Below are 25,178 nucleotides of genomic sequence, written 5' to 3'. Positions count from 1 at the left end.
GGAAGAGTAATGACGGACGCGGGGTGGAGCAGCCTGGTAGCTCGTCGGGCTCATAACCCGAAGGTCGTCGGTTCAAATCCGGCCCCCGCAACCAACACAATAAACACCCTGACGGGTGTTTTTTTGTTTCTGCCTTTCAAAAAGAAAGGCGCGTTATCCGCGCCGTGCCAGTGCCCCGCCTTCAGCAAAGTACGCTTTGATCCCGGCCAGAATAGATTCCGCAACTTCCTGCTGGAAGTTTGCCGTTTTCAGCTTGCGCTCTTCTTCAATGTTACTGATAAACGCCGTTTCCACCAGAATGGACGGAATATCCGGCGCTTTCAGCACCGCAAAGCCCGCCTGATCCACCCGGTTCTTATGCAGTTTATTCACTCCGCCGAGCCGCTTTAATACCTCTTTACCAAACTTCAGGCTGTCGGTGATGGTCAGCGACTGCACCATATCAAACATCGTGTGGTCGAGATAACGATCGCCGCTTTTGCTTACACCGCCCACAAGGTCAGCGGCGTTCTGCGTCTGAGCCAGATAGCGCGCCGCCGTACTGGTTGCGCCTTTTGTCGAGAGCGCGAACACCGACGATCCACGCGCTGCCCGGCTGGTAAACGCATCGGCGTGAATAGAAACAAACAGGTCGGCACGCTGTTTTTGCGCTTTTGCCACCCGCACTTTCAGCGGAATAAACACATCTTCATTGCGCGTCATGTAGGCTTTCATATTGCCCTCTTTCTCAATGAGGGCGCGCAGGCGACGGGCGATTTGCAACACCACATCTTTCTCACGCGTTTTGTATTTGCCTATTGCGCCGGGATCTTCGCCGCCATGCCCCGGATCGAGCATGATCACAATCGGCCTGTCACGCCCGGCCTTACCCGGCTGCGGCCCGCTTTGCGCAGGCGGCACCTGCTTATCCAGATCGCCTTTGTTGTAATCTTCCAGCAACGCCAGCAGTGGATCCTGCTCGTTGTGACCGTTCACCGGATAGAGATCGATAACCAGCCGCTCTTTAAACTCCGCCACCGGCGCAAGCGCGAAAAGCTGCGGAGCGATGTTCTGCTTGAGTTCAAACACCATACGCACGGTTTTTGGATCGAACTGCCCGACGCGCGCCGACTTAATAAAGGGATCGTCATCGTGCACCTGCGCGGCCACACCTTTCAGCACCGAGTTCAGGTTCACGCCTTCAATGTCCACGACCAGCCGCTCAGGATTACTCAGCGCGAACTGGCGATACTTCAATACCTGGTTCGACTCAACGGTTACACGGGTATAGGTGGAAGATGGCCAGACGCGCACGGCGACCACCTGACTGACGGCAGCCAGTCCCACCTGGCTGACACTGAGCAACCACATTGCCCCCGCGCCCTGTATTAACTGGCGGCGGCTTAATGCTGATTTGGATCCAGACATGCCTCTCCCGAGCAAAAAAAATCACATTCGTTATTAAAACGTCCAAATTGACCGAAAACTTTAACGAATGATGCATAAACTGTCATCTATAAAAGGGTAAACATCGCATGCGCGCCTAAAGCGACACGGCGGTGAATGTTGAGTTTCATCAAATTTTGGCTTGCGCCCGAAGCCAGAAAAGAATAAAAATACACAAATTACGAATAATCATGCAGTGAGGGTTGTGCCGTGGTAAAGGAACGTAGAACCGAACTGGTCCAGGGATTCCGCCATTCCGTTCCCTATATCAATGCTCATCGGGGAAAAACTTTTGTGATTATGCTTGGCGGCGAAGCCATCGAGCATGAGAATTTTTCCAGCATTGTCAATGACATTGGGCTGCTGCACAGTCTGGGCATTCGCCTGGTGGTGGTCTATGGCGCACGTCCGCAAATCGACGCCAACCTTGCGCGTCATCAGCACGAACCGGTTTACCACAAGCACACCCGCGTCACCGACGCGAAAACCCTTGAGCTGGTTAAACAGGCGGCGGGCCTGCTGCAACTCGATATCACCGCACGCCTGTCGATGAGCCTGAATAATACGCCGCTTCAGGGCGCGCATATCAACGTGGTCAGCGGCAACTTTATTATTGCGCAGCCGCTGGGCGTGGATGACGGTGTGGATTACTGCCACAGCGGGCGTATTCGTCGTATTGATGAGGAAGCGATCCACCGGCAGCTCGACGGCGGCGCGATTGTGCTGCTGGGGCCGGTGGCGGTTTCGGTAACCGGCGAAAGTTTTAACCTGATGTCAGAAGAAGTCGCCACGCAACTGGCAATTAAGCTGAAAGCAGAAAAAATGATCGGCTTCTGTTCCTCGCAGGGCGTGATCAACGACGATGGCAACATTGTCTCCGAGCTTTTCCCTAACGAAGCCCAGGCACGCGTTGAGGAGCTGGAAGCCCGCCACGATTATCATTCCGGTACGGTGCGCTTTTTGCGTGGCGCGGTGAAAGCCTGCCGCAGCGGTGTGCGTCGCAGTCACCTGATCAGCTATCAGGAAGATGGCGCGCTGTTGCAGGAACTGTTCTCGCGCGACGGTATCGGCACGCAAATTGTGATGGAGAGCGCCGAGCAGATCCGTCGCGCCACCATCAACGACATCGGCGGCATCCTTGAACTGATCCGCCCGCTTGAGCAGCAGGGCATTCTGGTGCGTCGCTCGCGCGAGCAACTGGAAATGGAGATCGACAAATTCACCATTATCCAGCGCGACAACCTGACCATCGCCTGTGCAGCGCTCTACCCGTTCCCGGAAGAAAAGATTGGTGAAATGGCGTGCGTGGCCGTGCACCCGGACTATCGCAGTTCGTCACGCGGAGAGGTGTTGCTGGAACGCGTCGCGTTGCAGGCGCGGCAGATGGGACTGAGTAAACTGTTCGTGTTAACTACCCGCAGCATCCACTGGTTCCAGGAGCGCGGTTTTACCCCGGTGGATATTGATTTGCTGCCGGAGAGTAAAAAAGAGATGTACAACTATCAGCGCCGCTCAAAAGTGCTGATGGCGGATTTGGGGTAGCTTCCCCTCACCCTAACCCTCTCCCTCTCCCTGAGGGAGAGGGCCGGGGTGAGGGTCAACCATCACAACGCAAAAAGCTCGCTCAACCCACTGCGCCGCTCGGTACGCGTGGCAATCGCCTGCGCCAGAATCCGCTCATCGGCATACAGCGAAAGCCTGCGGCGGGCGCGGGTGATGGCGGTATACACCAGTTCGCGTGTCACCACAGGCACCACCTGCCCCGGCAAAATCAGTGCGGCGTGATCAAACTCAGAACCCTGCGATTTATGCACCGTCATCGCCCAGGCGGTATCGTGCTCCGGCAAACGGCTCGGCTGCACCGATTTAATGGTGCCATCCGGCAGCGGGAACCACGCGCGCGTCCCCTGCCCGCGATCCAGCGCCACGCCGATATCACCGTTAAACAACCCGAGCGCGCTGTCATTACGCGCGATCATCACCGGGCGGCCTTCATACCAGCGGGAATGCGGCTGACGCACAATGCCGCGCTTTTGTGCCAGCCGTTGCTCAAGCCTTTCATTCAGCCCGCTCACGCCAAACGGCCCTTCGCGCAGTGCGCAGAGTAACTGGAACTCGCTAAACGCAGCGATAATCGCCTCCGGTTCAGCACGTTCACGTATCAGCTGCAAATAGCGATCATACCCGGCCAGCGCATCATCAATCATGGCCTGATAATCATCGCCGGTGTTGAGCGTTTTCTTGCCGATATCGGCATAGCCCTGGCCAAACACGGCGCGCATTGATGCGGTATCACCCTGATTCACCGCTGCCGCCAGTTTGCCGATACCGGAGTCGCTGCCAAAGCGGTAGCTTTTTTGCAGCAGGCAAAGCGTATCGCGCAGGGTATCGGCCCCGCTTTTCTCGCCGCATGGCACCGTCATCCCGGTCAGTAACGAAAGCTCGTCGGCGCGCTGCGGTGAATAGCCCGCATTAACCCATGAGCAGATATCGCCGAGCACCGCGCCCGCTTCCACGGATGCCAGTTGATCGCGATCGCCTAAAAAGATCACCCGCCCGTGTGGAGGCAGCGCGTCGATAAGCCGCGACATCATCGGCAGGTCGATCATCGAGGCCTCATCGACCACCAGCACATCCAGATGCAGCGGATTACCGGCATGGTATCTCAGGCGCTGGCTGCCGGGCTGTGCACCCAGCAGGCGATGCAGCGTGCTGGCGTCTTCCGGCAGCATTTTTTTCTGCTCGTCCGTAAGGGTAAGCTGACGCAGCGCCGCGCCCAGTGATTCGGTCAGTCGCGCCGCCGCTTTCCCGGTCGGGGCTGCCAGCCGGATGCGGCATTTATTGCCGTTAGCCGTTTGCACCAGCGCCGCCAGCAGTTTTGCCACCGTGGTGGTTTTACCGGTGCCCGGCCCGCCGGAGATCACCGAGATCCGCCGGGTCAGCGCCACAGCAGCGGCGATTTTCTGCCAGTTAATTTCATTAGACGGAGGGAAAAGCGCATCCAGCGTTTGGGTCAGCAGCGTCCGATCGACATTCAGCGGCTGATTGGCCTCAATGAAAAACCGCGCGACGGTCAGCTCGTTACACCACATCCGGTTCAGATAGAGGCGGCTGCCGGTCAGCACCATGGGCGTAGGTTCATCGCCCGCACTGACCGCAGGCGAGGCGAGCAGCACCGTCGCCCAGTCGTCAGGCATACCCGCCAGTTCGAAAAGCGACACTATCAGCGGGTGCGCGCGCCGGGTGTCATCCAGCGCCAGCCGTGACAGCGGCAGGCAGACGTGCCCTTCGCCCGCGTCGCGGCTTAATAACGCAGCGGCGAGCATCACCGCCGGTTCATCCGGGCCCGCGACAGCCCTGGCAAACTGCACATCCAGCGGACGTAACAGCTTTTGCGCCACTGCTTCTAATAACAGCGCAGGCATGGTCATTGCGTGTTCTCCTCTGATACGCCCGCAAACAGCGCATCCATCTGGGATATGAGCGCCGCATCGGGTCGGGTGCTGAAAATACCCTGGCCTGGCACCTCTTTGTCAACCCCGCGTAAAAACAGATAAATCACGCCGCCGAAATGCTGTTCGTAATCATAGTCTGCGATGCGATGGCGCAAATAGCGGTGCAGCGCGAGGGTATAAAGCTGGTACTGCAAATCGTAGCGGTGCGACTGCATCGCCTGCGCCATCGCCTCCTGGGTGTAGGCTTCGCTGCTCTCGCCCAGCCAGTTCGATTTGTAATCGAGCAGGTAATAGCGCCCGTCGTGGCGAAACACCAGATCGATAAAACCTTTGAGCATCCCACGCACATTGCGGAAATCGAGCGGCGGGCAACCCGCCGACAGCGGATCGTAGCGACGGATCAGCGCATCAAGCGCATCAGCGGTAAGGGTGGCAGAAATCGGCAGATAGAACTCCAGCTCAACCTGCTTTTCCCGCGCCGGAAGCTGGCTCAGGGAAATATCCGCCCCGCTCAACGGCACCTGTAAAACCGCATTGATCCAGGCGGTCAGCATCGGTTCCCAGTGCGCGTCAAAACCGCCAAGCTGCAATTTTTCCAGCACCCATTCCTGCGCGATTGGCTGCGTGAAATCGATATCTTCAAACAGGCTGTGTAAAAAGGTGCCCGGCGAGGCCCCGCGCGGAAACTGATGCGGCGTTAACGCAGGGGTTTCGTCAGGTTCGCGCTCGCCTGCGGCATCCTGATCAAAGTGCGGCAGCAGATCGACCGCCATCCCGTGCCCGCGTTGTTGCAGGCCGGAATAGCTGGTGACGCGCCAGTCGTCACGCACCAGGCGTTTAATATCCCGCGCACGCAGCGACGGCGGCACCTCGCTTTGATATTCCCAGCGGGTATTGTCGGGCGCGTCGGGGATGTGCAGCACAATGTCTTCCCCGACCAGGCTTTCAAGGCACTGGCGCAGACCCGCGGCATCACGCGGCTCGCCCTGTTGAATCAGCCTGCCCGCCGCGCTGAGGTGGAAATCGCTCTCGCCCGCTTTCTCGCCGCGACGACGAAACAGCGGCGCAATCCCTAAGCTGCAATGCCAGACGGAACGGGTGAGCGCCACGTAGAGCAGCCGCAGGTCTTCCGCCAGCCGCTCGGCTTCCGCGAGTTCCACGCTCTCCTCGGCTTTGCTGAGATCCAGCACCGCCTCGAACGAGGTGCGGTCGTGGTAAAAAGCCTGATCCTGCGCGCGGTAATTGGCAATAAACGGCAGCCAGACCAGCGGGTACTCAAGCCCTTTGGATTTGTGGATCGTGACGATCTGCACGAGGTGCTTGTCACTTTCCAGACGCAGCTGCTGGCTGGATGCGTTGCTGTCCGGCTCGGCGATCCGCTGTGCCAGCCAGCGCACCAGCGCATGTTCGCTCTCCGCCTGAGCACCCGCCTCCTGCAACAGTTCACTGATATGCAGAATATCCGTCAGCCGACGCTCGCCGCCGGAGGTCGCCAGCAGGTTTTCGGCGATCTGCCGGGCGTTCATCAGCGCGCGCAGCATCGGCATCACGCCGCGCGTCTGCCAGATCGTGCGGTAGCGGTCAAATTCCTCAACCACCTCATCCCACGCCCGCTCATCAAGATTCAGCGTTTCGATGTCGTGGGCGGTTAACCCAAGCATGGAAGTGGCAAGCGCGCTGCGTAAGGTGCTCTCCCGTTCGGGAGCCAGCACCGCCTGCAACACCCACAGCAACTCCATCGCTTCGGGCGTTTCAAACACGCTGTCGCGGTTAGATAAATAGACAGAGGGGATATTCAGCAGCGTTAGCGCATCGCGGATCAGCGCCGCTTCATGGCGGTTGCGCACCAGCACGGTAATATCAGACGCCTGCACCGCCCGGCTTTTTTTCGCCTCGTGCAGTAACGCCGTACCCTGCTGACCCGCCATCAGCCAGTCGCGAATTTGCGCCGCGCATTGCTGCGCCATAAACGACTGGTATTCACCGACGCTGGTACCTTCACCGTCCATCAGCCACAGGCTCATGGCAGGCTGCGCTTTTCCTTCGAATTCAAAACGTAACGCCGCATTTTTTTCCGCCGCCCTGACGGGCAAAAACGGGATTTCGCGGAACATAAAGGCATTATCCATGCGGCTAAAAAGCGTATTAACACTCGCCACCATCCCCGGCGCTGAACGCCAGTTGGTATCCAGGGTGTAATGCGCCGTGACTTCGCCGCGCGCCTTCATGTAGGTAAAAATGTCGGCCCCGCGGAAGGCGTAAATGGCCTGTTTGGGATCGCCGATCAACAGCAGAGCGGTATCCGGTTGCTGTCGCCAGATACGCCGAAAAATACGGTATTGCTGCGGATCGGTATCCTGGAATTCATCGATCATCGCCACCGGAAAACGCTGGCGAATGGCGGCCGCCAGCGCTTCACCGTTGGCACTGACCAGCGCGCTATCCAGTCGGCTGAGCATGTCGTCAAAGCCAAGCTCACCCCGGCGGCGCTTTTCCTGCGCCACGGCTTCGCGGATCTCTTTCATCGCGCGGGTCAGCACCAGATCGGTAAGCGTCAGCGGTTCGGCAAGAAAGGCTTCAATGGCAACAAACAGCGGATGCTCCGGCACCACGCCGCCCGCTTTGGTGCGCGAGGCCAGAAATGCCTGGGAAAACTTCTCCAGCGCGTCGGGCAGCAGATAACTGCGCGTCTCTTCCTGCGCCCAGGCGCTGATCTTTTCGATCCATTTGCCCTGGTTGCCACGGTTGAACTTACGCCGGTCAATGCCGGAGTTTTCAATTAACGCATCCAGTTCGCTAACGGAGGCACACCACTGCGCTTTGATCTCATTGATACGCGAAATAATGCGCTCATGCCGGGCAACCAGCGTTTCATCCGCTGGCGGCGGTGATTTGATTACCGGCGCTTCGCCCTGTAAATACCGGTTGATCGCTTTTAACAGATCCTGCGGCCCCTGCCATGAGGCGTGGATCGCCTGAGCAATGTCACGCGGAAGCGGATAGCAGTGGCGACGCCAGAAGTCCGCGCACGCCTGGGCGCGAAGCAGAGATTCATCTTCAATTAACTGCTGTTCAAACAGCATGCCGGATTCAAACGCGTTCAGGCTCAGCATGCGCTGGCAAAAGCCGTGAATGGTAAAGACGGAGGCTTCATCCATTTGCCGCTCGGCCAGCAGCAGCCAGTTCGCCGCCTCTTCCCGGTTCGGGATCTCGTCTAACAGGCGGGCATACAGCGGGTTATCGGAGCTTTCGCGCAGGCAGGCGATACGCAGTTCATGAATATTGCTGCGGATACGGCCACGAAGTTCTTCCGTGGCCGCCTCGGTGAAGGTCACCACCAGCAACTCTTCAACGCTTAACGGGCGTGGGTAAGCGGCTTCCCCGCCGAGGCCCAACAGCAGCCGCAAATAGAGCGCGGCGATGGTGAAGGTTTTCCCTGTGCCCGCTGAGGCTTCAATCAGGCGCTCACCGGTTAGCGGCAGGCGCAGGGGATCAAGGGACTCAGCGGGTTCGGTCATTGTTTCTCACTTATCAGGGGTATCAGGGGCATCGTGCGCTGTAACGCGCTGACGTTATCCCACACTTTCCAGCCTTCCGGGTGCGCGTACTCGGCTTTCCCGTTTTGACTGCCGGAAATTTGTGACAGGATCGCCATGCCTTGCGGCTCCACCACCGCCTGATGGAAGAAGTCGGCAAGTTTTTGCGGCGTCAGCAGCTTTATCTGGGCGACTACTTTATCACGTGAATCGAAACGCATATTGCCCCGATCGAAATCTTTGCTGATTTGCGCCGCTTCTTCTCCCAGCGTCTGCGGAGCCTGTTCGATTTGCGCAATCACGCCCTGCTGGATCTGCGCAAACTCTTCCGGTTTCATGGCGCGCAGTTTTGCTTCCGCCGTCGGGAAGAATGCCTGATAGCGCGACCACAAGAACGCGGGCTGTTTATCGCTGCTTTGCAACAGGAAACCCATGCCCCACTGGCGGCCCACGCTCATCGGGAACGCAAACACCGCATACCCTAACTGCTCTTCGGTGCGCAACTGGTTATAGAACCAGGGCTGAATAATCTGGCCAAGCATGGCGCTGTAAGCCGAGCTGGTGGGCTCATCGTATCCCTGTGGAACAAAAACCGCTGCCAGCGCTGAATCAGTACTGCTGCCCGCTTTTTCAAAAATCACCGACTGCTTTTTATCCACCAGCAGATCGCGGTTACGACACCACTCCGAGCCGGTGGTCACCAGTTGTTTTTGCACTTCATGGGCTAATGTTTTCGCCTGCGACTCCGCCATATTGCCGACAATTAAAAACTCCGGACGGGCGTTGGTTTTGAGCGCATCACGGTACGCCACCACATCTTTAAGCGAGATAGAAGGCAACAGTGCGCGACGCTCTTCCCGCTGGAAATACGGCACCTGAGAAAGCATCTGCGCCGGCATCATCGCCTGATCGTAGGCTTTGCCCTTTTCGGCAGAGTCCATCATCTGCGCATACCAGGATTTGGCCTGCGCCAGTTGCTCTTCGGTGGGCTGGTAGCTGAAATAGCCGCCGAGCAGCGCCTGGAATAGCTGCGGTAAACGCTGGGTGTAGCCGTTGGCATTGAGCATCAAGCCGTTGTTGGCGTTGGTGGAAAAACTGATGCCGCCGACCGCTGCCTGGTTACTGAGCTGATCCAGCGCAATGCCCGCCAGATAGTCATTGAGCGCAAACATCACCTGGTTTTTCGCGCTGTTCATGGCACCCGGATTACGCAGCACCACGCTGACATCGGCTTTCGGTTCGTTGCCAAAATAGCGGCTCGGCATATACACCACGCGAAGCGACGGTTCATCAACGATAAGCGCCGGTTTGTCGTACGGTTTCGCGGGCTTCAGCAGAGTAAAATCATCCGGGATATAGGGGTTCAGCTCCGGGAGTTTTAAGTGAATGGCCGCCGCTTTTTGCTGCCAGTCGCTAAAGGTTTTTTCGCTTATTTTATCGACCTGATAAGGCGCATTCACAAAGTAGGCGGTTTTATTGTGCGGTTCGTCCGGGCTGATGTACCAGATACGCGCATTTTGCGGCGTCATCATGTCGAGCCGGGCTTTCAGCGCATCGGGGTCATAGCGATCGGCAATATTGACCACATCCAGCGTGTGTTCGACCGGCACGCGGATCATGGTGTCCGCCAGCCATTCAACGTAGCCCATATCGCGGGTGATCGACGGGTAGCGGAAATCGAGATCCAGCACGTTCGCCAGTTCATCAAAATAGCGTTTATCGACGCCCTGCTCACGCAGCAGTTTCAGGTAGCTGAAAATCGCGGCCACCACTTCATCGCGGTGCGCCTGGCCTTTGTCAGTCAGCGTGGCGGAGATCGCCAGCACGCCGCTGTTACCGTTGACGACCGGATCGGAGTCGGCACGAATGCCTTCCGCCAGCCCCTGGCTTTGCAGCCAGTCGGAGAGCGTACCCGGACTGCGATTGCCAATTAAATAGGTCACCAGTTCGTCGGTTTTACTGCGAAACTGCGGGGTGTTGTTATCGATGCGAAACTCAACGCGCAGCACTTTGCGCGGGATCGCCGGAACGTAGTGAAGGATGAGTCCTTTTTGCGCATCCGTTACCACAGGCACATCTATCTGCGGGGCGGGAATGTCTTTATTCGGCACGCGTCCGTAGGTTTCTGCGGCAATTTTTGCTAACGCAGGCAGCGGACGGTTGCTGTAGACCACCGCTTTCATCAGGTTGGCGGAGTAGTATTTGGCGCGAAACGCCAGCAGCGCATCCTGCACCGGGCTGCCGGGCTTATCGCTTAATGTTTCAAGATTGCCGCCGGAGAAGCGTGCACCAGGGTGCGCCGGGTTAATGGTTTCGGCACTCACCTGCGCCATGCGCATCCCGTCGCGGGAGCGGGCCATGGTCAGCTCGGCATTCACCGCGTTGCGTTCACGCTCCGCATATTTTTTATCAAGCAGCGGCGAGGCAATCGCATCGGCCAGACGATCGACAGCACCTTCCAGCGCATTGTTTTCCACTTCCAGATAATAGGCCGTGCGATAAGGCGCGGTGCTGGCGTTGTGGCTGCCACCGTGCATTTTTAAAAACTCGGCGAGGCTGTCTGGCTGCGGGTATTTGGTCGAACCCATCAGCGTCATATGTTCAAGATAGTGCGCAAGCCCAGGGTGAGTGTCCGGGTCCTGCAACGATCCCACGGGCACCACCAGCGCCGAAAGCGATTTTACCGCCTGAGGATCGGAGACCAGCAGAACCACCATGCCGTTATCAAGGCGAATGGCCTGATACTCGCGGGGATCTTTATCACTTTTACGAATGGTTTCCTGAAGGGGTTGCCAACCGGTGTCTGCCTGACTGAACGGTGCCCACAGGGCGACAACAAACACTAACGTTAACGCTTTAAACCAGGTGCTGCTGGGCATTCACGGACCTCATCATTAACAAACGCTGTGCTGGCTGAACCAGCATCTCATTTAAATCATCAGTCCGTGACGCGTTGCGCATCATAATTGAAGCCTTATCCGTGCGCAATTTTTATACAATTCGTCAGGACTGGTTAAAACGAAAGAGCGGAAGCAAGAAACGCTCGGCCTGTTCGGTTATCGCAGTAAAGTGCTCTGCATCAAGGCCGCGCCACAAACGCTGATACCACACATCATCCCCTTCTCCGCGTACGACCATATTACCTTCATAAGCTTGCAGGAACTTAGTGCGTGCTTTAGCCAGCGTCGCTTCATCCTTTACCATGGCATCATTTGCCGCGTCATAACAGGCTTTTATCCAGGCACCACCGCTTTCTGGTAGCAGAAGCAGTGGTTGCGACATCCCTTCGCGAAAACCGACAATCAGCTCTGCAAGATAGTGCTCAGCCTGCGCCGCATCCAACGGTGGAAAGCGCCATTCGCCCTCTTTACGCACAAATAACCGGCTTTCACCCGTTCCTCCGCTCGCACAGTAGACAAGGTGCTCCAGCCAAAGTTGCACACCCTGCGATACGCTCATTAAAGAAGGCCGCCAGCGCAGCAGCCCATCCGCCTGCACGTGCTGTAGCCACCCGGTCAGATGCACACCGCCGCACTCGAGGTCGATCTCCATGTTCTGATGCGGCTGCCGACATTCGTTAATCCGGTCCGCCAGCGCCTGCATCTCCTGCTGCTGCGCTTCCCAGACGATTTCACCGAATGCGCCGTAAGGTAACTCTCCGGCTGCGCGATACCGGCGGAACAGCGCGTCGGCGTCGCTTTCTTCCACCAGTGCGTTAAGCAGCGTCTGATTAAGCTGATAGCGATTAAGCCCCTCCAGAATAAACGGCTCGGCATCGGGAATGTCGCTCGCTTCCGGGCGGAAATTCACCTGCAGGCGCATCTGGAAAAAGGCCCTGACCGGATGCGCCCAGAAACGCTGAAGCTGCTCAAAAGGCAGGGTTTCCAGCGGCAGGTCGGGAAGTTTTTGAATAAAGGTGGCATGCGCCACGCCCTGCTGACTGGCAGCGGGCAGCCACTCCCGGGCATAGCTCTGGCCTTCGTGAGGAACAAAGTTCTCAGCATCAAAGGGCATGCGGGTATGCTGGTGGGTGATATGGCGGATCACACGTTCCGCGCTTTCATCGCAGGTCAGTTCTTCATCGCCCGGCAGATAGTGGCTCTGCGCAATGTAATCCACCAGTTCCTGTACCAGCACCGACGGGAAGCGTTCGCTGTTGTCCTGAATGGAGCGGCCAATGTAGCTGATATAGAGCTTTTGCTGCGCGGAGTTTAGCGCTTCGAGGAACAGATAGCGGTCATCGTCCCGGCGGCTGCGATCGCCGCGCATCGGTTTCTGGCTCATCAAATCAAAGCCCAGCGGCGGCAGCGCACGCGGGTAAATGCCGTCGTTCATTCCCAGCAAACACACTACTTTGAAGGGAATCGAACGCATCGGCATCAGAGTACAGATATTGATCGGGCCTGCCAGGAAACGCTGACTGATGCGCTCCTGATTCAGGCGGGCATTAAGCTCGTCGCGCAGCAGGCACAGCGGGACTTCTTCTTCGTACTGCGAACCCACGCCCTGCGCAATAATGGCCTGCCATTGTTGTTCAATGAGCGCCAGCGCTGCTTCGGTATCCGGGTCGGGGAGGAAGAAATCGTTGAGCATATCGCGGCAGACAGGGAGCCACTCGGCTAAAGGCCGCGCCTGTGACAGCCCCCTGCGCCATAAATTCAGCTTCATTAAAAGCGTCGCCAGGTGACCAACCAGTTCAGCAATCAGCCCGCTGGATTCGTCATAAGGCAGGACCGACTGCCACTCACCCTGGCGGCTTTCCATCGCATAGCCAAGAAGCATACGCGTCAGGCCAAACTGCCAGGTGTGCTGCCCGGTCGGTGGCAACGCCAGTTCGCGCACGTTGTCATCATCCATCCCCCAGCGCACGCCGGACTCGTTCACCCACTGGCGCAGGTAGCGCAAGCCCTCTTCGGTGATGTCAAAGCGCGCTGCCAGCACGGGGACATCCAGCAGCGCCAGCACATCTTCCGACTGAAAACGACTGTCCGGCAGCGAAAGCAGGCTGATAAACTCCTGCAGCGCCGGGTGCGCCTGCCCTGCCCGCCGGTCAGAGATGGCATACGGCAAGTAACGCTCGCCGCTGGCGCTGCCAAAAACGGCCTGAATAAACGGGCTGTAGCTGTCGATATCCGCCACCATCACGATAATATCGCGCGGCGTCAGTTCAGGATCTTCCTGAAGCATCGCCAGCAGCCGGTCATGGAGGACTTCCACTTCCCGCTGAGGGCTGTGGCAGACATGAACAGTGACGCTGCGATCGGAAGGCACAAGCAGGCGTTTAGCATCGCTGCGCGCGTACTCTTCTGCACTGACGCCCGCAATGGCGCTGTTTTTCAGCTCCAGAATGTCTGATTGCAGGTTATTGAGCAGATTGCCCGGCGTGATATCGACAAAGGCGTCCAGGTCGTCATAGCTGTCTAACCCCGCCAGCAGGTAGATATAATCCCGCCCGAGTTTGCCCCAGGAAGCGAGCATGGGGTTACCCACGTCCTGCTCGCCTTCGCTGTTAAACAGCCCGGCAACGTTGGCCTCCTCAGCAAAAATCGGCATCTCCCGTTCATCGCGGTGGTGCTTACGCCTGCGGGTAATGAGCTTCGCCAGAAACGCCGGATCTTTAATATCGCCCCAGTAGTACCGACAGGGATTGGTGAACAGCAGATGGACGTCAACATGCCTGCCCAGCGCCTGCAATGCCTGTAAATAGACGGGCGGTAAGGCTGAAATGCCGCAGATAAAAACGCGCGATGGCAGTCCGGCGGGCCGTTCGCGGGCCGTTTCCAGCGTCTTAATAAAACGCTCATACAGGTTGGCACGATGCCAGTGCGGTTGCCCCAGAGCGGCGGTGTGTTCGACCAGCGCCCGCCACAGCGGAGCCTGCCAGATTTGCGCCTCGCCTAATCCGTCAACGGATTCGCCTGCTTCCCAGCGGGTCAGCCATTCCGGGCGGTACACCAGATACTGATCGTAAAGATCGGCCACGCGCGAGGCGAGCTGGAAGAGCTTACGTTTATCGTCATCGTCAGAAAGATAATGCCGGAGCATGGCAAACGCATCCTGCTCAAGCATATCCGGCAGCAGGGTCATCAGCTTCCAGCTCATGCTTTGCTTGTTAAACGCGCTCTCTTTGGGGATGTCGGGCAGCACGCGCACAAACATATCCCAGATAAAACTGGCGGGCAGCGGAAAGTCGATGTTGGCGGCAATGCCAAATTTTTGCGAAAGCGTCATCTGGAGCCATTGCGCCATCCCGGTGCTCTGCACCAGTACCATTTCGGCCTCAAAGGGATCGTCGAGGCGCTCGCGCTCAACGATAAACTCCATCAATGCTTCCAGCACATCCAGACGATTGGAGTGATACACCCTTAACATACATGCTCCTGACTACTGACTGATTGGGCAATATAGCCGCGACATCTGACCCTTCCTGCTCAGCGGAGAAGTCATGGTAACGCTGATGCTGACACATCCCGCCGTGGTTGTCTGTATCCGCCTGACCTGCCAGCCCTCAGGCACCGGATCGGGGTGCTGCCGTGACTGTTGCCAGGCGTTGCGCCAGAGCTGGCGGTACTGACCATATTCATTAAAACCTTTTACCAGAACGCGATGATAGCCGGACAGCGCGGTGACTACCATGATCAACAGCACCATCGCCAGAAGCACTTCCGGCAGACTAAATCCATTTTCCTGCTTTATGGAAGCTGACATAGCCGTGCCTCCACAAGCGGGCAAAAATCACTCCAGCCATGGCGGGAGAACGTCACGCGCGTCTCTTTCACTTCACCTGACCGCCACAGTCGCTGGTCGCCACTTCCGGCTATCAGCAGCAGCGAGTTGTCGTTAAAAAGCCGGATACAGGCTCGCCAGCCCTGTTCGCGCTCCTCTTTGCACTGCACTGGGATGAGGGGTAGCCACCGTTGCACGCGCGCCCACTCCAGCGCCGACTGTACGCTGGCAGCGTTGCGCAACGCCTGGCTTTCACTGACCACTCGCCGGTAATGCGTGTGCTGACGCTGGTTTAATCCGCTGAGCATCAGGCTGCCCAGAATCAGGATTAGCAGCACCATGGCCAGCGATGACATCCCCTGCTCGCGCTTCACAGGTTGTACCCCGTCACGCTGTAGTTAGCCGTGATGAGTTCGTCAGGATGGTTAACCGCGCTGGCGGCTATCGTGACCGTTATTTCATCGGCAAAGCCAGCCTGTCTACGCTGCGTGACGGTAAACTGCTCAACACGGATCGTTCTGGGATCGGTCATTTTCTCCCACCCTTTCCCGCCGCAGGTGTCTGTGCCGCGCTGCGTTTCCAGCGCGCCATCCTGAAAACGAAAGCCAATTTGGTCGGCGTCGTCGGACGGCGTGCGATCCCACTTCCCGTTAGCGTTGCCATCCCACTGGGCAATGATGCAGGAACCCTGCGCGCTAATGACCAGCGGCTGTCCCGGGCACTCGCCACGGCAAAAACCGGCCCGCTGTATATGCTTTGCCACCGTATAGAGTCGCTGCCAGACTTCATCCTCCAGCGCCTGTTGGCGCGTTTGCGCCAGCATCGCCTTCTGTAAACCCGGCAGGAATTTTGCCGCACTGATGAGCAGCACACTGCTAATCAGCATGGCAATCAGCACTTCCAGTAGTGAAAATCCCCGTTCGCTTATGCGCATGATGCTTCAGACGTCTGCTGACACATTCTTATCCGCCCCCATTTCGAGACAATGATTTGCCACGCCCCCGCTGTATTTCTCACCAGGATATGCCCGGCCCAGGCGGTGTTACGTAGCCCGTAAAATTTCAGCGAGGGCGTAATATTGACCAGCGCCACATCCGCCGCCAGAGGTTTCATTGCAAAAGGATTATGGGCGCTACAGCCTGCGTCTTGGTTGGTCGAGCTAAGCAGGCACCAGCCGTTACCTTCACGCGTAACTGAAATGACGTGATCGCGATTCTGCCCGTTCGCGTCATCGCGCAGCAGTTCCAGGTAATCGCGCACCTGCCAGGCGGTTTGCCATAGCCGCTGATGGGCCTGAAAACCTTGCCAGCCGTGCACGCCTGCGGCGCTTAAGGTGATGACCAGCATCACGGCGACCAGCGTTTCAATAAGGGTGTAGCCTTGTTGTTTTTTCATGGCGGCAGTGTGCAGAGGAGGAGCAACAAAATCGAATGCGAATGGCGCGTTTTACGAGGCGTTACGAGAGAAGTTTATTCTGTTGCAGGCAGTTGCAGGCGTTTCTGAAGACGCGCCGAAAAACGGGTTTCAGGCTAAAAAAAACCGGCGCACAAAGGCACCGGTTGTGTCAGGCTCAGGCCATCAGATTGCGACGGGCGCTTTGATGCCTGGGTGAGGATCGTAACCCTCGATTTCAAAATCATCGAAGCGGTAGTCAAACAGCGATTCCGGCTTACGCTTAATGATAAGTTTCGGCAGTGCGCGAGGTTCACGGCTCAGTTGCAGGTGCGTCTGATCCATGTGATTGCTGTAAAGGTGCGTGTCGCCACCGGTCCAGACAAAATCGCCCACTTCGAGGTCGCACTGCTGCGCCATCATATGCACCAGCAGCGCATAGCTGGCGATGTTAAACGGCAGGCCGAGGAACACGTCGCAGGAGCGCTGATAGAGCTGGCAGGAGAGTTTGCCGTCAGCCACATAGAACTGGAAAAACGCGTGGCACGGGGCCAGCGCCATTTTATCCAGCTCGCCCACGTTCCAGGCGGAAACAATGATGCGGCGCGAGTCAGGATCGTTTTTCAACTGGTGCAGCACGGTGGAAATCTGGTCGATATGGCGACCGTCCGGCGTCGGCCAGGCGCGCCATTGCTTGCCGTATACCGGTCCGAGATTGCCCTGCTCGTCTGCCCATTCATCCCAGATGGAGACGTTATTTTCATGCAGGTAAGCCACGTTAGTGTCGCCCTGCAGGAACCATAACAGCTCGTGAATGATGGAGCGCAGATGGCAGCGCTTGGTGGTCACCAGCGGGAAACCTTCTTGCAGGTTGAAGCGCATCTGATGACCAAAGATGGACAGCGTGCCGGTGCCGGTACGATCGTTTTTCTGGGTGCCCTCATCGAGCACCTTTTGCATCAGGTCTAAATACTGTTTCATGGTTCCTCAGGAAACTTGTTGCTGCGGGCGGCGGCGGTACGCCCAAATCATCATGATGACACCAGCGACAATCATCGGAATCGAGAGGATTTGGCCCATGCTGATGTACTGCACCCACTCACCGGTAAACTGTGCATCCGGCTGGCGGAAGAACTCAACGATGATGCGAAACGCGCCGTAGCCGATCAGGAACAATCCGGAGACAGAGCCCATCGGACGCGGTTTACGGATAAACAGGTTGAGGATGATATAGAGCACGATCCCTTCCAGCACCAGTTCGTAAAGCTGCGAAGGATGGCGCGGCAGCACACCGTAGGTGTCAAAAATAGACTGCCATTCAGGGTGCGCTGGCAAAAGCGCGGCGTCTTCTGCACGGGAGCCTGGGAAGAGCATCGCCAGCGGGAAGCCCGGATCGACACGGCCCCACAGTTCGCCGTTGATAAAGTTACCCAGACGACCGGCACCCAACCCGAACGGGATCAGAGGTGCGATGAAATCTGCGACCTGGAAGAACGTGCGTTTGGTGCGTCGGGCGAAAATTACCATCACCAGGATCACGCCAATCAGACCGCCGTGGAACGACATGCCGCCGTCCCAGACGCGGAACAGATACAGCGGATCGTTGATGAAGATCGGGAAGTTATAAAACAGGACGTAACCAATTCGCCCACCCAGAAACACGCCCAGGAATCCGGCGTAGAGCAGGTTTTCGACTTCGTTTTTTGTCCAGCCACTGCCAGGACGATTGGCGCGGCGAGTGGCCAGCCACATCGCAAACACGAAGCCGACAAGGTACATCATTCCGTACCAGTGCAGCGCTACCGGTCCAATGGAGAAAATCACCGGATCGATGTCCGGGAAACGCAGATAACCACTATTCATCTGTCACCACAACTTGTTGTTATTCCGCCGAAAGTGGACAGCGGCAAAGACGTGCGCCCGACATGGCAGGCGCGCCAAAGTTGCGAATCATAGCACAAGGCCGCCATGTGGATGGGGCTGAAGTTGTAAAAGATCTGTATATACCTGTTGCGGCAAAGGCGACGGCCAGCGAGCCATCAGCGCCCGCCACGGATCAAACCGCCCATGCCGCGGCGTTCCATAAAGGCCGCGACCTGGTGGCGCACTTCGGTTGCCAGTTGCGCGTCAAGGGCGCGGCTGGCCAGCGTCTGCGCGTCTTCATGTTCGATATGCCGCAACAGATACTTAATACGGGCGACCGAGCGACCATTCATGGAGAGATGACGATAGCCAAGGCCAATCAGGATAGCGACACACATGGGATCGCCGGCCATTTCGCCGCAGAGGCACAAATCGATACCGTGTTTCTCTGTCTCCTGGGCAATCATCGCCAGCGCGCGCAGAACGCCGGGATGCAGGCTGTCGTAGATGTTTGCCACACGGGTATTGTTGCGATCGACCGCCAGAATGTACTGCGTTAAATCGTTGGTCCCGACGGAAATGAAATCGACCCGCTTTGCCAGATGACCGAGCATAAAGACCATCGACGGGACTTCCAGCATCACGCCAATGCGCGGTTTCGGGATGGCGTAGCCGATCATCTCTTCGACCTCACGCCCAGCGCGTTCAATAAGCCGGCGCGCTTCGTCGATCTCATCAATGCTGGTGATCATCGGCAGCAAAATGCTGAGGTTGCCGGTAGCAGCGTTGGCACGCAGCATGGCGCGGACCTGAATGAGGAAAATTTCCGGCTGATCGAGCGTAATGCGGATCCCGCGCCAGCCCAGGCACGGGTTTTCTTCGCTGATGGGCATATACGGCAGTTGTTTATCGGCTCCGATATCCAGCGTTCGCAGCGTCACCGGCTTGTCGATAAACATCTGCATCATGCCCTGGTACTGCGCGACCTGTTCTTCTTCGGACGGGAAGCCACTTTGCAGCATGAACGGGATTTCGGTGCGGTAAAGCCCGATGCCGTCAATGCGGCTGCCGAGCTTTTCTTCATGCTCAGGACTCAGACCGGCATTCAGCATTACTTTCACCCGCTCACCGCTTTTGAGCGCAGCAGGCAGGTTAACGTCGTCTTCAGCCAGACGACTTAATTCATTTTCTTCGGTAATAAGCCGCTGGTATTCCTGCAATAAAACAGGCTCAGGATCGACCAGCAGTTCGCCACGGTAACCATCGACCACCAGGGTGCGATGATGCAGTACCGAAGGCTGGATATCTGCACCCATCACCGTCGGAATGCCTAACGCGCGCACCATAATGGCGGCGTGTGAGTTTGCCGCCCCGTCGCGCACCACCACCCCGGCCAGCCGATCGTGAGGCAGTTCAGCGAGAGTGGTCGCCGAAAGTTCATCCGCCACCAGCACAAAACGGGCGGGCCAGGTATTCGGCCCCTGAATAGTGTCATCGAGATGGAACAGCAGGCGCTGGCCGAGCATCCGCAGATCGCCCGCACGCTCTTTCAGATAACCATCGGTGAGTGAAGCGAACTGCTCGGCAAAGCGTTCAATGACTTTTTTCACCGCCCACTCAGCGACAAAACCCCGGTCAACTTCCGCAAACAGTTCACGTCGCAGCCGCGCATCAGAGAGCAGGTGGGAATAGAGATCGAAAATGGCAGCCGTTTCTTTTTGCGCACCGGCAGAAAAGCGTTTGCTGTAGCGACGGAACTCGCCCGCCGCCTCTTCCAGCGCGTTGGTCAGCCGTTCACGTTCAAGGGAAGTATCAAGACTTGAGGCCTCGTAGACCTGCTCCATCAGCGGCAGCGTGGCATCCATCCAGCCTTCAGCGATTGCCACGCCCGGCGAGGCCGGAAGCGCGCGGATGCGGGTCTGGCGATATTGCCCAAACAGCGCCGCAAGCTGGGACTGGGAAAGAATGGCGGCCATTTGCGTGGCGAGGGTTACGAGGAAAGACTCTTCGCTCTCGTCAAACTGGCGCAGTTCACGCTGCTGTACCACCAGCACGCCTAACAACTGGCGGCGCTGGATAATCGGTACGCCCAGGAACGCGCGGAAGCGCTCCTCTTTTACCGAGGGAATGTATTTAAAACTGGGGTGTTTTTGCGCATCCGCGAGGTTAATCGGCTCAGCGAGCCTGCCCACCAGCCCGACGATCCCCTGATCGAAAGCAAGCGTAACGGTACGACCGCGCGGCTTTTTCAAACCGCGCGTCGCCATCAGGTAATAACAGCGTCTGTCATTATCCGCGAGGTAGACCGAGCAGACCTCGGTATCCATCGCCAGACAGATATCCGTGACCAGAATGTCTAACGCCTCATTGAGACGCGGCGCGCTGGCGACCTTTTCGACTATTTCTCGCAGCCGGGTGAGCATATTTTGGATGGCTTAACCTCTTTTACGACGCCAGGCAGGAGAAACTTGTGGCTTCGGTGTCGCTTCCGTTAGCGCCATCACCACGCCTGCAAACTCCTTCATCACCCGACGATAGACGTCGCGTTTAAACGACACCACCTGACGAACCGGGTACCAGTAACTCACCCAACGCCAGCCATCAAATTCGGGGGTACTGCTGGTTTGCATATTTATATCAGCATCGCTGCTGACCAGTTGCAGGAGAAACCATTTCTGTTTCTGACCGATACAAACCGGCTTTGTGTCCCAACGCACCAAACGTTTCGGTAACTTGTAGCGTAACCAGTTGCGGGTTGAGGCGAGGATACGGACATCCTTACGACTCAATCCCACCTCTTCAAACAGCTCCCGGTACATGGCTTGTTCCGGGGATTCTCCGGGGTTGATTCCCCCCTGAGGAAACTGCCATGAGTGCTGACCAAAGCGCCTGGCCCACATGACCTGGCCTTGTCGATTACAGATTACGATTCCAACATTTGGGCGGTAGCCATCGTCATCAATCACCGGACTACCTCAAAATAAATCTGAATTTAAACGATTGTTTCACACTCGCGCATAACGGTAAACCACTCTCTGAAACGGCTGTAACCGAATAACATTTGAATAACTCACAGTTATGCCGCGAGTTATAAACAGAAAGCGGTGCCAAAGGGCAATTTTATTCACCTTTTCTGTGGATATAGTTGTGAAGAACTATGGAATTACCATGGGAAAACCCAGAGTAGTCTTAATCGGGCGCGTAACAGGAAAAATAATTAATTTATATTATTCAGTAAATTGAGGGGTGTCACTGCAAAAGAATCACTTATTATGTGATCGTTATCACAGGTATGATCCTGGCATTGATGAAAGATCGCACAGAGTCGGTTTTATCCACAGATTGTGCCAATAACTTAAACACATTTTGTGCGAAAATTCGATTTTGCTCCCACGTCAAGGCTGTAAATGGAAACAGTAGTGCGGGTTTTTACCAGTTATCCCACTTTTCTGTGGATAACATGGTGTAAGATCCTGTTCATTGTCAGTGACCAGATTTGGAAAACCTCAGCACATGTTGCGCAACAGACGCCAGGCTCTCTTAAAACATCATTAAAATCATGCCATTGTGTAATGTGGTTCAGAAATAAAAGTCACGTTTGTGGCAGTGGATAATTGCTGTTCATTTTTTAACCAGAGGTAAAGTACATGTTACCGTTAGTCCCGTTGTCCGGTGCACCTGAGTCCGAAGCGCAACTGTTAGCCCAGGCCCAGCGCCTGGCAGGTTATACGCTGGGTGAACTGGCAGCGCTCGCCGGATTGCCCGTACCAGCGGATTTGAAACGTGATAAAGGCTGGACCGGCATTCTGCTTGAGCTGTGGCTTGGGGCCAGCGCGGGCAGTAAACCTGAGCAGGACTTTGCCGCACTCGGCGTGGAGTTGAAAACTATCCCCATCGACAGCGCAGGCCGCCCGCTGGAAACCACCTTTGTCTGCGTCGCGCCGTTAACCGGCAATACCGGCGTGGTGTGGGAAACGAGCCACGTGCGCCACAAGCTCAAACGTGTGCTGTGGATCCCGGTGGAAGGATCTCGCGAGATCCCGGTCGCCCATCGCCATGTCGGTTCCCCCCTGCTCTGGAGTCCTGATGAGGAAGAGGAGCGGCAGTTGCGCATGGACTGGGAAGAGCTGATGGATTTTATCGTGCTGGGCCGGGTGGAAAGTATTACCGCCCGTCATGGTGAGGTGCTGCAACTGCGGCCAAAAGCGGCTAACAGCAAGGCGCTGACGGAAGCCATTGGGCAGCATGGCCAGACCATCCTGACCCTGCCGCGCGGTTTTTATCTGAAAAAGAACTTCACGGGCGCACTGCTGGCGCGCCATTTTGTGTTACAGGGATATTAATTTTTTGCCCTTCCCCGGCATCCGCATATAATTAGCGCTTCTTTTTTTGGCAGGACTTTACGATGTTATTTGCATGGATAACCGATCCCAATGCCTGGCTGGCGCTCGGAACACTGACGCTGCTGGAGATTGTGCTCGGGATCGACAATATTATTTTCCTCTCTCTGGTTGTTGCAAAACTGCCTACCGCTCAACGAAACCACGCCCGACGCATCGGTCTGGCAGCGGCTATGTTGATGCGCCTGGCGCTGCTGGCCTCTATTGCCTGGGTTACGCGACTGACGACCCCGCTGTTTGAAGTCTTTAACCACGCTATCTCTGCGCGAGATTTGATTTTGCTGCTCGGCGGTCTGTTCCTGATCTGGAAAGCGAGCAAAGAGATCCACGAATCCATCGAAGGTGAGGAAGAAGGGTTAAAAACCAACGTTCACTCCTTTATGGGCGCGATCGTGCAGATAATGATGCTGGACATTATCTTCAGCCTGGACTCGGTGATCACCGCCGTAGGCCTGTCGGATCACCTGTTTATCATGATGGCAGCGGTGGTGATTTCGGTCGGCGTGATGATGTTCGCTGCGCGTCCGATTGGTGAATTTGTTGACCGCCATCCGTCAGTGAAGATGCTGGCGCTGTCGTTTTTGATTCTGGTGGGCTTCACCCTGATGCTGGAAAGTTTCGGCATTCATGTGCCGAAAGGGTATATCTACTTCGCGATGTTTTTCTCTATTGCGGTGGAAAGCCTCAATCTGTTGCGCAATAAGAAGAACCCGCTGTAGTTTTTTCCCCTCACCCTAACCCTCTCCCCGTGGGAGAGGGAACAGATTGTGCACCGACTCCCCCTCTCCCCTGGCAGAGGGGATGAGTTGCGCGCAGCCCGCCCTTCCCCCTCTCCCTGCGGGAGAGGGCCGGGGTGAGGGGCCTTCCCTTTAAGAATTTCCTGCTTTTTCATCGCGTAATCTCAGGTTATTACTAGACTACATTGAGACACGAGCCACTTGAGGACAACACGATGAAAAAATGGGCAGTGATAATCTCTGCGATGGGTATTGCTTTTGCCGTTTCGGGATGCAGCAGTGATTATGTGATGTCGACGAAGGACGGGCGCATGATTATGACGGAAGGGAAACCAGAAATTGATGATGATACTGGCCTGGTCAGCTATCGCGATCAGCAGGGTAACGAAATGCAGATTAACCGCGATGACGTATCACAGATTATTGAACGATGATCCCGGCAGGGTCAGCAACCTGCTGACCTTTTGATTTTTCTCTTCCCCTTTTTGCTCCCCTCTGCCATGTTTATATTCCTTTGTCAGGAAGTGCCTGACGTTGTTTATAAAAAGGAATCCGGCTTATGCACTATCACCGTATCCCACACAGCTCGCTTGAAATAAGCACTTTGGGGCTGGGCACAATGACGTTTGGTGAACAAAACAGCGAAGCCGACGCCCACGCACAGCTCGATTACGCGGTCAGTCAGGGCATTAACCTGATTGATGTCGCCGAAATGTATCCCGTTCCGCCCCGCCCCGAAACGCAGGGCCTGACCGAAACTTACGTCGGTAACTGGCTGGCGAAGCGGGGAAACCGCGAAAAACTAATTATCGCCTCGAAAGTGAGCGGCCCGAGTCGTAACAGCGACAGCGGTATCCGCCCGGATCAGGCGCTGGATCGCAAGAATATCCGTCAGGCGCTGGACGCCAGCTTAAAGCGGCTGCAAACCGATTATCTCGATCTTTACCAGGTCCACTGGCCGCAGCGTCCGACCAACTGCTTTGGCAAGCTCGGCTATAGCTGGGCGGATTCGGCACCGGGCGTGACGATCCTTGAAACCCTGGAAGCACTCACCGAATACCAGCGCGCGGGAAAAATCCGCTATATCGGCGTATCCAATGAAACCGCGTTTGGCGTGATGCGCTACCTGCACCTGGCCGACAAACACGATCTGCCGCGCATTGTCACCATCCAGAATCCCTACAGCCTGCTGAACCGCAGCTATGAAGTGGGTCTGGCAGAAGTGAGTCAGTTTGAAGGGGTTGAGCTGCTGGCTTATTCCTGCCTCGCATTCGGCACGCTGACCGGCAAATATCTGAACGGCGCGAAACCCGCAGCGGCGCGTAATACGCTGTTCAGCCGCTTTACCCGCTACAGCGGCGAGCAGTCGCAAAAAGCCGTGGCTGCCTACGTGGAGATTGCGAAGCGTCATAATCTTGACCCGGCGCAGATGGCGCTGGCCTTTGTGCGTCGCCAGCCGTTTGTCGCCAGCACGCTGCTGGGGGCAACCACCATGGAGCAGTTAAAAACTAACGTCGAAAGTTTGCATCTTGAGCTGAGCGAAGAGGTGTTAGCGGAAATTGAAGCGGTGCATCAGGTTTATACCTACCCGGCCCCCTGATGAAACAGCAATGAAACAGCCCGGCGATGCCGGGCTATTTTTAA

18 protein-coding genes and 1 tRNA gene are annotated in these 25,178 nt (G+C 56.7%); 6 read left to right on the top strand and 13 right to left on the bottom strand.

What is annotated here, in order from left to right; translation table 11 throughout:
- The first annotated feature begins 17 nt into the window (after positions 1-17).
- Positions 18-94: transfer RNA gene (locus BM373_RS14575), tRNA-Met, on the top strand.
- A 59-nt stretch (positions 95-153) separates the two neighbouring features.
- On the opposite strand, the gene amiC is transcribed toward BM373_RS14575, so the two are convergent.
- Positions 154-1,407 (bottom strand): N-acetylmuramoyl-L-alanine amidase AmiC, encoded by a 1,254-nt coding sequence (gene amiC / locus BM373_RS14570; protein WP_090462607.1) that lies wholly within the window; start codon positions 1,405-1,407, stop codon positions 154-156.
- Between the two features lie 228 nt (positions 1,408-1,635).
- On the opposite strand from amiC, the gene argA reads away from it, so the two are divergent.
- Positions 1,636-2,967 carry an amino-acid N-acetyltransferase gene (gene argA / locus BM373_RS14565; RefSeq protein WP_090462604.1) on the top strand — a complete coding sequence of 444 codons (1,332 nt, stop codon included), beginning with the start codon at positions 1,636-1,638 and terminating at the stop codon, positions 2,965-2,967.
- A gap of 62 nt (positions 2,968-3,029) precedes the next feature.
- On the opposite strand, the gene recD is transcribed toward argA, so the two are convergent.
- From recD to rppH, 12 genes are all read right to left on the bottom strand, one after another.
- Positions 3,030-4,856 (bottom strand): exodeoxyribonuclease V subunit alpha, encoded by a 1,827-nt coding sequence (gene recD / locus BM373_RS14560; RefSeq protein ID WP_090462602.1) that lies wholly within the window; start codon positions 4,854-4,856, stop codon positions 3,030-3,032.
- Positions 4,853-8,398 (bottom strand): exodeoxyribonuclease V subunit beta, encoded by a 3,546-nt coding sequence (recB, locus tag BM373_RS14555; protein ID WP_090462599.1) that lies wholly within the window; start codon positions 8,396-8,398, stop codon positions 4,853-4,855. The genes recD and recB overlap by 4 nt, the downstream gene beginning before the upstream one ends.
- Complete coding sequence (gene ptrA / locus BM373_RS14550; protein ID WP_090462596.1) at positions 8,395-11,295, bottom strand: pitrilysin; 2,901 nt, start codon at positions 11,293-11,295, stop codon at positions 8,395-8,397. The genes recB and ptrA overlap by 4 nt, the downstream gene beginning before the upstream one ends.
- Before the next feature lie 124 nt (positions 11,296-11,419).
- Entirely contained in the window at positions 11,420-14,788 is a 3,369-nt protein-coding gene (gene recC, locus BM373_RS14545) for an exodeoxyribonuclease V subunit gamma (protein ID WP_090462593.1), read from the bottom strand.
- Between the two features lie 12 nt (positions 14,789-14,800).
- Positions 14,801-15,124 (bottom strand): prepilin-type N-terminal cleavage/methylation domain-containing protein, encoded by a 324-nt coding sequence (locus tag BM373_RS14540; RefSeq protein ID WP_090462590.1) that lies wholly within the window; start codon positions 15,122-15,124, stop codon positions 14,801-14,803.
- Complete coding sequence (locus tag BM373_RS14535) at positions 15,109-15,498, bottom strand: DUF2509 family protein (protein ID WP_371261121.1); 390 nt, start codon at positions 15,496-15,498, stop codon at positions 15,109-15,111. The genes BM373_RS14540 and BM373_RS14535 overlap by 16 nt, the downstream gene beginning before the upstream one ends.
- 14 nt (positions 15,499-15,512) lie before the next feature.
- The gene (locus BM373_RS14530) at positions 15,513-16,076 is read right to left on the bottom strand and encodes a prepilin peptidase-dependent protein (protein ID WP_090462585.1); all 564 of its coding nucleotides are present in this window, start codon (positions 16,074-16,076) and stop codon (positions 15,513-15,515) included.
- Positions 16,067-16,537: a prepilin peptidase-dependent protein gene (locus tag BM373_RS14525; protein WP_090462582.1), complete on the bottom strand. Its 471-nt coding sequence runs from the start codon at positions 16,535-16,537 to the stop codon at positions 16,067-16,069. The genes BM373_RS14530 and BM373_RS14525 overlap by 10 nt, the downstream gene beginning before the upstream one ends.
- 183 nt (positions 16,538-16,720) lie before the next feature.
- Positions 16,721-17,515: a thymidylate synthase gene (gene thyA / locus BM373_RS14520; protein ID WP_090462579.1), complete on the bottom strand. Its 795-nt coding sequence runs from the start codon at positions 17,513-17,515 to the stop codon at positions 16,721-16,723.
- Positions 17,516-17,521: 6 nt separating this feature from the next.
- On the bottom strand, positions 17,522-18,397 hold the full coding sequence (lgt, locus tag BM373_RS14515) for a prolipoprotein diacylglyceryl transferase (RefSeq protein ID WP_090462577.1): 876 nt from the start codon (positions 18,395-18,397) through the stop codon (positions 17,522-17,524).
- A gap of 176 nt (positions 18,398-18,573) precedes the next feature.
- Entirely contained in the window at positions 18,574-20,820 is a 2,247-nt protein-coding gene (ptsP, locus tag BM373_RS14510; RefSeq protein WP_090462574.1) for a phosphoenolpyruvate--protein phosphotransferase, read from the bottom strand.
- Between the two features lie 12 nt (positions 20,821-20,832).
- Positions 20,833-21,363 carry an RNA pyrophosphohydrolase gene (rppH, locus tag BM373_RS14505; RefSeq protein ID WP_090462571.1) on the bottom strand — a complete coding sequence of 177 codons (531 nt, stop codon included), beginning with the start codon at positions 21,361-21,363 and terminating at the stop codon, positions 20,833-20,835.
- A gap of 681 nt (positions 21,364-22,044) precedes the next feature.
- On the opposite strand from rppH, the gene mutH reads away from it, so the two are divergent.
- From mutH to BM373_RS14480, 4 genes are all read left to right on the top strand, one after another.
- Positions 22,045-22,740 carry a DNA mismatch repair endonuclease MutH gene (gene mutH, locus BM373_RS14495; protein WP_090462566.1) on the top strand — a complete coding sequence of 232 codons (696 nt, stop codon included), beginning with the start codon at positions 22,045-22,047 and terminating at the stop codon, positions 22,738-22,740.
- A 62-nt stretch (positions 22,741-22,802) separates the two neighbouring features.
- Complete coding sequence (locus tag BM373_RS14490) at positions 22,803-23,516, top strand: TerC family protein (protein ID WP_090462564.1); 714 nt, start codon at positions 22,803-22,805, stop codon at positions 23,514-23,516.
- A gap of 233 nt (positions 23,517-23,749) precedes the next feature.
- Complete coding sequence (locus BM373_RS14485; protein WP_090462562.1) at positions 23,750-23,968, top strand: YgdI/YgdR family lipoprotein; 219 nt, start codon at positions 23,750-23,752, stop codon at positions 23,966-23,968.
- 125 nt (positions 23,969-24,093) lie between these two features.
- Positions 24,094-25,134 carry an NADP(H)-dependent aldo-keto reductase gene (locus tag BM373_RS14480; protein WP_090462561.1) on the top strand — a complete coding sequence of 347 codons (1,041 nt, stop codon included), beginning with the start codon at positions 24,094-24,096 and terminating at the stop codon, positions 25,132-25,134.
- Positions 25,135-25,178: the final 44 nt, after the last annotated feature.

It is taken from the genome of Enterobacter sp. kpr-6 (assembly GCF_900116015.1).
Classification (GTDB): domain Bacteria; phylum Pseudomonadota; class Gammaproteobacteria; order Enterobacterales; family Enterobacteriaceae; genus Enterobacter_D.
Note: the sequence above shows the minus strand (reverse complement) of the source record. Positions and strands in the feature narration are given on the sequence as shown.